We start from the raw sequence: 12,509 nt of genomic DNA on the forward strand, positions 1-12,509 counted from the left end.
AGTTCATATTCAATTAGTATACCATTCATTTACGTTCGTGTAATCTCATGGCAACCAGAATGAGCAAATTCCTCAGGCAAGTTACCGTTAACCCTGATACCTCCTATTCTTCTCTATACTCCACAATGATGCTGTACTCATTCGATCGGGTTTCGCCAGCCCGTTTTTGTCCATTCCATTCATACGTGTACCTGGCAATCAAGTCTCCTTGCAGCGTCCCCGCCTTCTCAGAAGCTAACTTCGCTACATACGAGATGTTTTTTTCCGTTCCAGGCTCAATCACGCCCACATGCAGAACCCGTGGTGTGGAATACTCTGATATGCTCAATTGGAGCTCACCCGTAGCTTGCCCAAGCCATCTGGCACCCTCAGGTAAAATGCTCCCAAGTTGTACACGTGCCGGCAAATTACCCGTATTCCCCACACGTACCTGAAAAGTGACGGTACCTCCCTGCTCGACTAATGTGGGTGTCACTTGAACGTAAGCCTGAATTATCGGCGCTTTCAATTCGACCACAGCCTCATTAGATGTAATCATCCGCTGCACTGACCGTGAATCCGGCAATCGAAATGTATACATCAGGCTAGCATGATTCACATACCTGTAGTCATCAGGCATCGATTCATCTCGATCTGGAAGTTTCGCTTCGAACTGAATATTCAGAACCGACCGGGCTGTCAACGTCCCCAGATTAAGACCTTTAGCCAGGTTGGTTCCGGGACGTTTAACCCCATTCCAGCGCAGACTGCCTTCGACAAATGTCATACCTGTTGGCAGTACATCCAGGAGAGTTCCATCCACCGCATAACTGCTTGCATTGGAGACGGTAATATTATATTGGACGGCATCACCCAATGTGGCCGTTACCGGGAGCACACTTTTCACCACAGAGACCTGGGGCTTTATCACTTCCAGAGTAACCTGATTGGAGTAGACCATCTCCTGCTGTCCTGCCGAGATATACGCCAGTACAGCTACACTTGATATTCCCTTTGCATCGCTTCCCCCCATAACCTGAACCCGATATTGTATTCTAATTGAGCTTCCGGGTAAAATCTCTCCAAGTTGTATGCCCGTATCAGGCGTTACTTGTGGCGCAAACATTTCATCTACGATGACACTCGCAGGTATAAAAACAATACCTTGTGGCAAAGAAATCGTTACTTGGGCATTGGTGGCTGCAATAAAACCCGGATTGCTCACGATGACGGTGTACATGACAATATCCCCTGAGAAGGTATAGATGTGATCCGCCTGAAAGGAGATCTCCAGCCGGGATGAGACCAGATTGACCTCCACGATATTGGATTGTTCCATACCTGTAACCGTTCTGCCTTCCGGTGTCAAAAACTCATAGTTAACCTGTGCCTGATTCAATAGCTTCAGTGTCTCAGGTAAACGCAAGATTACAACTTGGAAGTGGTATCGCAACGTGGCTCCGGGCGCGATTTCAGCTGGAGGCAATCCTCTCTCCGGTGATGCTCCCGGTAACGGAATACCATCACGCAGTACACTGTTGGGAAGCAGTGCCGTCTCTGCAGATAGCTGATCCAATAGGTACACTAGGGCCGTAAGATTTCCGGTGTTAACAATTTCAACACGGTAGATAAGAGACTGCCCCAAGGCAGCCTCCGTGACATTGCAGACTTTTCTGACTTCAAGCCTGGGGCCGATCCACGGTGTTACAACCGTATTCGAATAGGATACCTGTTCCAGTTCAGTCGCACCCGAGCTGAATCGAACCAGGGACTGATTCTTTAGCCAGTGGGACAACGGACCGGAAGATTGGCTCATATCACCACAACCTCTACTCTGAATGTAACCGTAACGGAAGCACCCGCAGCAATCGAACCAAGCGTGATGCCTGTATTCGGATTCCCTGTTGGTCTTGGCACACCATCCACCGTAACACTTCCTGGCACAAATACTGTACCGACAGGTACCGGGTCAACCATGACCACATTATTAACCACTTCAATGCCGCTATTGGTTACTACAACCGTATAGGTGATTACATCACCAACAACAGCATCAATGGCACTTGTACTTTTGGCAACAACAACATTTGGTGCAGATACCGGGATAACCAGAACATTCGAAGATACGGTCCCCGTCAACAGACGGCCATCGGGTGGACTAAATGTATAGTTGGCCACCGCCTGGTTAACCAGTTGCTGATCCTGTGGCAACGTATCTACAGTCACTTCGAGGGTAACCGTTACAATAACCGTACCTCCGGACGGTATGGTACCCACAACGATACCCGTCTCTGGATTGGCACCTGGCTGTGGAACACCATCAATCAGAACACTGTTGGGAAGCAGTACGGCTCCATTCGGTATATTGTCCGTTAATGTCAAACTTGCATCAAGATTCCCGCTATTGTTAATTGCAAAAGAATAGGTGATGGTGTCACCAATCGTTGCATTGGAGGTGCTCCCTGTTTTGGTTACGGCAATAATCGGCTGATAGATTGGTGTTACAACCGTATTGGAATACGCTGCTCCCGAGAAAACACCCGATGTGAAACTTACGGAAGACTGACTGCTCACTTGTGGTGGTGTTGGAAGCGTATTGACCCGTACTGCATACGATACCGCTATCGATGCTCCAGGCGCTAAACTACCAAGGGCTATGCCCAGCGCCGGGTTTGCCGAGGCCCGTGGAACGCCATCTACCAGGACGCTGCCAGCAACAAATGTTACGGCCGGACTGATGGGATCGGTTAACACAATATTGTTTACAGGGTCAATTCCTTCATTGGTCACAACCATTTCATACACAATCGTGTCGCCTACCACGGCATCAACTACCGAAGCCGTCTTAACTACACTGACGTTCGGAGCAGATACTTGAATGTTGAGTGCGTTGGACGTAATCGTGCCTCCAAGTGTTCTTCCATCAGGTAATGTATACGAAAATGTCGCAGAAGCCTGATTGGTAATGGACTGGCTCAAAGGTAACGTCACAATCACAACGGAGAAGGTAACTAGAGTTGTTGTGGAAACGACACCAAGCGGAATACCCGAAGCTGGATCTGCACCTGGTGCAGAAGCCCCGTTAATAATAACGCTATTTGGAACAAACTCTGTTCCTGCCGGAATGGTATCCGTTAACGTGACAGATGCCCCATAGTTCCCGGTATTGGAAATGGCGATGCTGTACACAACGGTATCCCCTACCGTTGCTATCGTCTGATCTCCCGTTTTCACTGCAGCCAGAATAGGTTGAAAGACCGGAGTTGTAACCGTATTGGAGAATGTGGTCGCTGAGAAAGCCCCTGATGTAAAGCTGACCGTGGACTGATTGTTTAACACTGCACTTGCCGGGAGCGCCGTAACCTGCACACTAAATACAACGGTTACCGTAACGCCAGGTGCGATGGAACCAAGCGTTATTCCCGTAGAAGGATTGGCACCAGGGCGCAGAACACCATCGACAAACACGCCGGTTGGCGCAAGAACGGTACTTGTCGGCACTGCATCCGTGAAAACCACATTGTTGACCGTTGCAATTCCGTTATTGGTTACAGCGATGCTATACGTTACGATATCACCAACTGATACCGCCGTTGAAGTTGTGGATTTGACCACATCGACATCTGGTGCCGATACGGTAATGGTCAACACATTGGATAGAACAGACTCCGTGATGTTCCGCCCATCCGGCAATGTATATGATAGAGCTACCGAAGCCTGATTCACCAGTTGTTGCGGACTTGGCAGCGTATCAACAACTACTGAAAAGGTAATGGTGGTCGTAGCTCCGGGAGCCACATTACCTGCGGGGATGCCCGTTGCTGGATTTCCTGCTGGCAGCGGTTGACCGTTCACAATAACGCTATTTGGAACAAGGATGGTTCCGGCTGGAAGGTTATCTGTCAGGTTAATCTGGGCTCCATAGTTTCCCTGATTGCTCACGGTTATCGTGTAGCTGACCGTATCCCCAACGGTAGCATTTTGTGTACTGGCTGTTTTTTGTGCTGAAAGAATAGGCTGGTACACCGGAGTGACCACGGTATTTGAAAAGGTTGTGCTTGAGAATGTACCTGAGGTAAAACTGACCGTAGAGCGATTGCTCAACTGATCACTTGGCGGGATCGCGTCGATACGGATACTGAATGTGACCGTCGCGGACGTTCCGGGCCCCAATGTACCAAGGGGTACCCCACCTGCCGGATTGGCTCCGGGTTGCGCAACCCCATTCACTGTGACACTCCCTGTAACAAAAGAGGCTCCAGCTGGAATCGGGTCTGAAAACTGAATATTGTTCACCGGTGCAATTCCGCTGTTGGTCACCAGAATGGAATAGGTCACCGTATCGCCTACCGTAGCCGCAGTGGAAGCTGTGCTTTTGACAACAGCGACGTTTGGTGACGAGACCGGGAACGTGAGTGTATTCGAAGTGGCTGAGCCAGTCAACGTCCGCCCATCTGGAGGTGTAAATGTAAAGGATGATGTAGCAAAATTGCTAAGCTGCTGTGGGGATGGAAGTGAATCCACAACAACGGCAAACGTGACAACAGCCGTCGCCCCTGCTGCTACAATGCCTACCGGAATACCTGTTCCTGGTGTTACTCCCGGCTCTGGCACACCGGATACAACCACACTGTTGGGTACAAAAGTAGTCGCAGAAGGAATGTTGTCTGTGAGAGTAACATTTGCTTCCAGATTGCCAGCATTGCTGACCGTCACCGTGTATACAACCGTATCACCTACAGTTGCATTTACGGTATTTGCTGTTTTGACAAGTGAAATCTGCGGTTGTATGACCGGAGTCTGAGTGGTATTGGACGATGATGACCCTGAAAATGAACCGGATGTGAAGCTGACCGTCGACTGATTGTTAATCTGCGAAGGAATCGGCATGGTAATCGTCACCTCAAAAGTTACGGTAACCTCGGCTCCTGGAGCCAACGTACCGATTGGAATGCCGGCGGTCGGATTGGAGAGCGGGAACGAAGTCCCGTTCACAATGACACTTCCGGGTACAAATGGGGTATTCGAAGGAAGAGGATTGACATATACCACATTATTAACGGCTACTGTGCCGTTATTACGAATAACAGATGTGTATCGAATGACATCTCCGACTACGCCGTACTCTACATTGTCACTGTTGACAATCGTAACATTGGGCAGAGACACTGGAATAGTGATGGTGTTTGATGACGAGAGACCGGCAATCGTTCTCCCACTTGGGAGTGTGTAGGCAAATGAAGCAACCGCCTGATTAATTAACTGCCTTGCATCTGGCAAACTGGTAACCGTCGCAACAAAGGTGACCGTTGCACCTGAGCCCGCAGCAATCTCTCCTAGACTGATACCCGACTCCGGGCTGACTCCAGGTGTAGGTACACCATTAATAATGACACTATTTGTGCTGAATACTGCTCCTGCTGGAATGGGATCTGTCAAGGTAACCGTTGCAGCTATGTTACCTGTATTGTTAATTTGGATGGTGTAATTAAACGTATCGCCTACAGTCAAACTTGTTGTACTTGCTGACTTCACCACTTGGATCACTGGCAGAAATATGGGGGTATTTACTGATATAGAAGAAGAAACACCGTTAAAACTGCCTGATGTAAATGCTGCATTGGCCTGGTTACTAACCAAACCCGTAGATGGAACGGAATTCACTCGGGTCTGATAGGTCACAGTTACACTGCTTGAGCTATTCAATGAACCCACTGCGATTCCCGCAACGGGGCTTGCACTGGGAACAGCAGATCCATTAATCGCGACACTACCCGGGACAAATTCAGAGCCGGATGGTGCATCCGAAATCACCAGATTTTGTACTGCACTAATTCCTGCGTTTGTTGCAACAACGGTATACGTAAGCACATCTCCAACTGTAGCATCTGGTGTGTTTACTGTTTTACTAAGAGAAATATTGGGAGCCGATGCAGATATACGAACGATATTGGATAAGCTACTGCCTGAGAGATTCCTTCCACTTGGAAGCTGGTACGTATAACTTGCTGTCCCTTGATTCTCCAGTGTCGGGGGATTCGGAAGTGTGGTGAGTGTAGCGCGAAACACCACCGTAGCCGCAACTCCCGGCAGGAGGCTGCCCAGTGTTATTCCGGTTAATGGGCTTGTTCCAGGACGTGCAGTACCATTCACAGTTACCGAATTCGGGACAAACGTCAGCCCCGCTGGAATCGTATCCGTCACATTCACTTGAGTCGCTATATTCCCACTGTTCGTGACCACAAGTGTGTATGCAATCTGATCCCCCAGTGTCGCATTGGTTTGGCTTGCTGACTTGTTGATACCAACAACAGCTTGGTATACAGGGGTTGTAATGGAATTGGAGTTGGAAATGCCCGTGAACGAACCAGAGCTATAGGACACTACCGCTCGATTGACTAACGAACCTGAAGCAGGCAGAGACTGCACATTCAACTGAAACGTCACCGTCGCAGAACTTCCGGCCGCCAATGTCCCAATAGAGATACCACTGCTCGGATTCGCAGACGGTACGACAGTTCCCCTTACGATTGCACTGCCGGGAACAAAAGTTATTCCAGCAGGGAGCGCATCTGTAAGTACCACATTGTTAATCACCTGAATACCGCTGTTGGTAGTAACTACGGTGTACGTGAAGGTCTCCCCGACAGCAACATCGGTAACGGATGCTGATTTTACCGTGGTCACATTGGGCAATGTTACCGGGATCGTTAAGGTATTCGAGGCGATGTTTCCCGTGATCGTCCGACCATCAGGTGAATTGAAGGAATAAGAAGCTGTCGCCTGATCCACAAGAGTCGGCGGTGTCGGCAAGCTTGTTACAAGTACCTGAAAAGTCACGGTATTGGCACTTCCTGCCGCGAGGCTCCCCAGATTAACGCCGGTAACCGGATTGGCGCCAGCAATCACATTTCCATTCAGACGAAAGCTGCCTGCTACATATGAGCTACCACTTGGAATGTTATCCCTCAATGTAACGTTGGCAGCAACATTCCCTCCGTTGTTCACTTGCAGTGTATAGGTTACCAGGTCACCCACCGTGGCATTGGTGGTACTCGCCGATTTCACAATGGACAGGTTTGGCGAATAAACCGTAAGGGTGGAGTTATTGGACGGAATAACTCCGGTAATGACCGGCCCCCCTGCTACACTTTGAAATGTAAAGGCTGCATTGGCCGAATTCACCAGTTGCAGGATGCTTGCATCCTGACCGATGAGTGCTCGATAGGTTACAACAACACTGCTGGATAAAGTTAACGAACCCAGCGGAATGCCTGCCGTCACATCAAGTGTTGGACGGGATACACCTGCAACCGTGACACTGCCTGGAATAAAGGTAAGACCTGCAGGAAGTGAATCTGATAAAACAACACTGGCCGCACTCGCAGTGCCTGCATTGGTAACGGTGACCGAATATAGAATACTATCCCCGGCAACTGCACCGGCGGCGACCGTTGCCTTAGCCAATGTGATTTTGGGTGCATTAATATCAACTTGAATTGCATTGGCGTTGACAATGTAGGCATCCCCCGAGGTCGTTAATGTCAACACCGCAGATGACTGGTTATTGATCAGTCTTGCTGAAACATCCACATTGGTAATATCCCAGCCTTGACGTCCACCGATAATATTTGTACCTGGAGCTCCGTTGATCTGATTTCGTGTCCCAAACGTTCCTGTTGTATTAAGCGCTCCGGTATCTCCGTTAATCTGAGAAGCAAAAAAGTTCGCAGCTAGATTATTGGGCCCGGACAAAGCAACCGATGTAGCTGAGGTTGGCCCGAATAATGCCTGGTCACCGGTCCGGTTTGCGTCGCCCTCCTGCGCACTGAACAGTATTCTTCCTCCCAATACACCGGAAAGGGGCGTTGCAAATCCAGTCAGTGTGGTAACAACAGGTGGTGAAGTGGATTGAACGAGTACGCCGCCTGCACGCAAAGACATGTTGCGAAAAGGCAGATTGGGATTCTGATAAATGACTCCAAGTGTCCACCCCGCATGATTGGCCGTGGAATCATTTGTAATAACTATAGTCCCTACCACTGCACCGGTGATATATGTACCTGCTCCCCCATTTTGTACAAGTGTGGTTACGTTGGCGGAACGTACATAGCCAGCAGCACCGCCCCCCAGATCGAATTGATTGTAGGTAAGTGGATCAGGGGTAACACTGGAAGTCCCTGCGGGTGTAATAAACGTAACCGGATTGTTAATGGCAGCACTCAGATTGACTGTACCATTGATGTAACTGCCGCCCCAGATCAATTCTGCATACAGAACGGTACTTCCAGCAGGTAGTGTAAGAATGGCTGCTGAACTGTTGCTCTGATACAGGCTTGTCGTTCCCAGTGGATAGGTGCCGTACTGGAGGCTGGTGTTGGTTGTGATAAAACCTCCAATACTGTCCTGTGTTCCGGGTACTCCCGCTGTTTCCGAACGACTCAGTCCAAGCGTATTTCCTGTAAATGTAATTGCTCCCGTAGCATTAACGGTTGAACGAACGACAAGAGGAATGAAGATCACCTCCCCTTCATCAATGATTTCCTACATATGGAACGGAGCCATGTATATAGTCTATGAGTGTATTGTTGAGTTTTGTTTGTCCTCCATAAAAAGTTTGTGACAACTCGAAACTTATGTGAGTCTTGTTCTCACATAACAGTTAAATACATTTGCGTTTTGTTCATTGTGATTTATAATTATCATATACGAGAGTAATTCTGTCGTACCATTATGATGCAGTCAGCGGTGATATATGAAAGGTTTCCATACGCACAATAGTCACATTCCAACAGAGTACGAGTTCAAACATTCCAAATGGATTAAAAAAATGCTTCATGCCTACTGGGTTGTTACGATTGCACATTTCGCCATTCAGATTGGCTGTTTCCTGTTTCTGGAGTACGATCGCACACCTACAGATTTCTTGATGAATGTCCTCTTCTGGCCTACGGCCGTCAGCAGTTCATGCATTTTGTTCGCAAGTTGGGTTGATCGGCGCTTCAGTTCATATTCCTTTTACACCATGTCTATAGCCAGCACGGTTATCGCCTGGACGATTATTCATGTCAATTATGACATTCGGATTATATTAGCAATCTGTCTGTTGCCCATCTTTGCTTCGGTGCTGTTCTTCAGTAAAAAAAGAGTCTGGATTGTCTTTCTGATGCAGATGACTGGTTACTTTCTGGTTTTGTTCGATCCAGCCTACCGGTTGTACTTGTCTTCATTTGACATGGTATCCATTCCTGCTTTTCTAATCCTAGGTACATATGTAGCACAGGTTATCGTAACCAGCGGCGTTGAGGTGCTCGATGATCTTCAGGCCAGCATGCTTGCCAAGCAGGACCTTATTGTGCGAAATGCCATTATGACCAAACAGTCCAAAACAGACGGTTTAACCAACCTTTATAATCAAAGCTCATTCAAGGATTATTATGAAAAAGCATTTGAATATGCCAACAGTGGCATGAGTCTGCATCTAGCCCTGATCGATATTGATGACTTCAAATCCATTAATGATACGTATGGTCATCGGGTTGGAGACATTATTCTAGAGAAAGTGTCCCTGATCATTCAGGAAACCATTACCTCAAGTGATATTGCAGCACGGTACGGGGGCGAAGAATTCGCCTTATTGATGTTTGAGCAATCTTTCAAGCAGGCTTATGCCTTGGTGGAACAGATTCGCCAAAAGATTGCCCTGATGGGCCATCTGGAACTTGAAGGAGCTTCCATCACGGTGAGTATCGGTCTCAAAAGCTACAGCCCTAATCTAACCAAAGACAAATTGTTCGAGGAAGTGGATGCCTGTCTGTATGCCGCCAAACGAACAGGTAAAAATAAAACCGTAACATCACTTGATCTGACTTCGTCCTTGGCAGAGAAAATATAACTAAAAAAGTTGTGCTGTACACCCGAATTCCGGTTTGTACAACACAACTTTTTTTGGGTCTGAATACGATCAGCACGCCAATCTTCTTCATACATCTATGTTTTCATTCCGCCCATTCCCAGCGATGGCGATTTTGCTCCAGCATCGGATGCAGGTATTCGGACGATCCATCAATGATGAGACGCAGCTCTTTGATCCAATCCTTGAAGGAATCAAATGAAGCAAACATATTTGCCATCTCTATCGTCAAATACAGAAAGTGAGGGGCTGGATATTCCGCAGTGATATGGCGCAGCGCGCTATCCACAGGTGTATATTTCTTTCTCTTGCCCTCAAGCCCCTCCACACGTATCCGTGAAGTTGGATGTTCTCTCCGCCAATCATGCAGGCGGTCTTCTCTTTTGTAATATGCCTGTATCGAATCCTTGCTCATTCGTTTAAACGTGCTCTCGTGTAAAGGATACAACACAAGCTGTATGAATGAACGGGTATCTACCGTTGCAGCGGCGCGCTCGAGTTGCTCATCAGTCACATGTTCAAACGAGTCATAAAAAGTCAATGTGCCTTTGCGGCTGGCCGCAGGTGGCTCATAACCATAAGGTACAGATGTATATTTTCCAGACATTTCACCCCTCCTTGTTTATACGCACATTCGCACAAAGGTGATTGGGATAACCCAGCTCATGTTATTATACGCTAACGATCCTGCTTCAACTCGGAATAAAATGTCATTCTGTTCTTGCCTGCACGTTTGGACTCATACAAAGCTTCGTCCGCCATCCGAATAATCTCACTTGGGTTGTCGCTGTTGGTAGGATATTCGGCTCCTCCAATGCTACATCCAATTCGAATTCGCTCGTAATCGATAATAAACGGCTTGTTCAAGCTTTGAATGATGGCTTCTGCATAAGCCATGGCTTCTTCCCTCGGATGACTTCCAACAGACTGAAGTACAATCAGGAATTCATCTCCGCCCAATCGGACTGTTATCCCCTTCACCTGACCAAGAGCAGACAGTCGCTGGGCCACTTTCTGTAACAGCACATCTCCAGTCTGATGTCCAAGTGTATCGTTGACCCGTTTGAATCCATCGAGATCCAGATAGAGAAAAGTCAGCGTGTGATTTTCACTTTCGGTCTCCAGAGACTCCTCCAGATACACTTCAAGGGCAGTGCGATTTGGCAGTCTAGTCAACTGATCAAAATGCGCCAGATTCTGCATCACGACCAGCTCTGAGTTTTTATTCATAAGAGAGGTCAGCATATCCCGAAGCGAACGGGACAACACTTCAATCTCCTTAATCCCCTTAATCGCAGGAATCTCAAGCTCTTCCCCTGCACGCAGTCGATTGGCTACTCTGGTAAGACGCACAAGTGGGGCAGAGATCAGACGTGAGACAACCCAGCCAATCAGTGCAAACAGTACGGTAACGGCGAGTCCAGACCACACATTAAACCACATCAGGTCAAACACAGACGCAAAAGCAGATGACTTGACTTGACGAATGACTACGGTCCAGCCTAATCCGGGATAATCCAGATGACCCTGGCTGTAGGCAAACCCTGTCACATATTCATTACCATCAGGCCACTTTTCAATGGACCAACTGCTTTTGTTGAGCTGGGCCTCTTCGATGCCAGGCAATACCAACGGTTTACCGACCCATTCCTTCGGCCCCAGCAACACTGTATGTTCCTTTTTGCTTACGATAAAAAACTCAATGTCTTTTTCTTCCCTTTTCAATGGGGCAAGTACGGATTCCTCAACTTCCTTCGCCCATTCCCAGCTTAAATGTGCAGCGAGCACACCTTGAATCATTCCTTTGCTATCCTTCAGCGGGAAACTGATATCGACAAATTGCAACGGCTCTCCCGTTGGATTCGGAAGCAGCTTGGCAAGAAGTACTGCATTATGCACATCTCCAATGAATTTACCCTTGACTCCCTCCTGATACACAGGTCGCTCTGATAAATTTTCCCCAAGCAAGATACCATCCGTAGCAGCTAACACTTTTCCCTTCGGGTCCATGAATCCAACCCATGAGAATGAGGGAAAGCTATCTTGTAACTGATCCAGCAGCATCTGAATCTCATCAGGTTGGAATTCATCTTCCAACGAAGCCATTCGGCCCAGCAGGTCCAGTTCACCTGCGCGAGCCGACATGAATCGATCCAGCTTGTCCGAAGCCTGTGAGGCCGTGCCTGTAAGAGAGTGACCAATCTCAGTCTCTACAGCAACAAATGACTTTTGGCTAAAAATAGACCCAATCGTCAGGGTAACCAGCAAGGATAACACAGCAAAGATGACTGTAAGCACAGTTCTAATTTTGAATGACATTACTTCCTCCATTACACGGTGAAACCATCTTGCTTCTCAACATAACTATGCTGTAAAGAGTACACGGAATGTCACCTCGGACGTGTCTCAAAACTCGCTGAAGTGCATCTTTTACCGCCTTTTCGCCCCCTGCTGCGTCACTTTCCCTTGACGTGCCCCGGCACGCCTGCGGAAAACTTCCTGGCTTGGAACGAAAATTCGGCAAAATCTGCTTCTTCGGAGTTTCAGACACGCCCTAATCGTTTTCATATTTATCGGAACTTGTGTGTTTTTTTATTATACATGCCCATACAATATT

5 protein-coding genes are annotated in these 12,509 nt (G+C 47.9%); 1 reads left to right on the forward strand and 4 read right to left on the reverse strand.

The annotated features are described in order from the left end of the window. Positions 1-103: 103 nt before the first annotated feature. Positions 104-1,795, reverse strand: coding sequence for a hypothetical protein (locus tag AC1DE7_RS08055; RefSeq protein ID WP_477534110.1), 1,692 nt, complete (start codon positions 1,793-1,795; stop codon positions 104-106). Further along, entirely contained in the window at positions 1,792-8,493 is a 6,702-nt protein-coding gene (locus AC1DE7_RS08060) for a DUF7507 domain-containing protein (RefSeq protein WP_477534176.1), read from the reverse strand. Before AC1DE7_RS08060 ends, AC1DE7_RS08055 begins: the two co-directional genes overlap by 4 nt. A 241-nt stretch (positions 8,494-8,734) precedes the next feature. Between AC1DE7_RS08060 and AC1DE7_RS08065 the strand changes: the two genes are divergently transcribed. After that, positions 8,735-9,874 (forward strand): GGDEF domain-containing protein, encoded by a 1,140-nt coding sequence (locus tag AC1DE7_RS08065; protein ID WP_282321673.1) that lies wholly within the window; start codon positions 8,735-8,737, stop codon positions 9,872-9,874. A gap of 103 nt (positions 9,875-9,977) precedes the next feature. Here AC1DE7_RS08065 and AC1DE7_RS08070 read toward each other — a convergent pair whose 3' ends face one another. Together AC1DE7_RS08070 and AC1DE7_RS08075 are read right to left on the reverse strand one after the other, a co-directional pair. Continuing rightward, positions 9,978-10,499 (reverse strand): hypothetical protein, encoded by a 522-nt coding sequence (locus AC1DE7_RS08070; RefSeq protein ID WP_036608711.1) that lies wholly within the window; start codon positions 10,497-10,499, stop codon positions 9,978-9,980. 71 nt (positions 10,500-10,570) lie between these two features. After that, a complete protein-coding gene (locus AC1DE7_RS08075; protein ID WP_477534111.1) occupies positions 10,571-12,211 on the reverse strand; it encodes a sensor domain-containing diguanylate cyclase in 1,641 nt (546 codons plus the stop codon). Between the last annotated feature and the right edge of the window lie 298 nt (positions 12,212-12,509).

Source organism: Paenibacillus sp. 10L310, from assembly GCF_056395745.1.

What these genes read in the sequence shown, in the direction of transcription:
- AC1DE7_RS08055 (WP_477534110.1), bottom strand. Translation starts at nt 1,795, where the DNA reads ATGAGCCAATCTTCCGGTCCGTTGTCCCACTGGCTAAAGAATCAGTCC.
- AC1DE7_RS08065 (WP_282321673.1), top strand. Translation starts at nt 8,735, where the DNA reads ATGAAAGGTTTCCATACGCACAATAGTCACATTCCAACAGAGTACGAG.
- AC1DE7_RS08070 (WP_036608711.1), bottom strand. Translation starts at nt 10,499, where the DNA reads ATGTCTGGAAAATATACATCTGTACCTTATGGTTATGAGCCACCTGCG.
- AC1DE7_RS08075 (WP_477534111.1), bottom strand. Translation starts at nt 12,211, where the DNA reads ATGTCATTCAAAATTAGAACTGTGCTTACAGTCATCTTTGCTGTGTTA.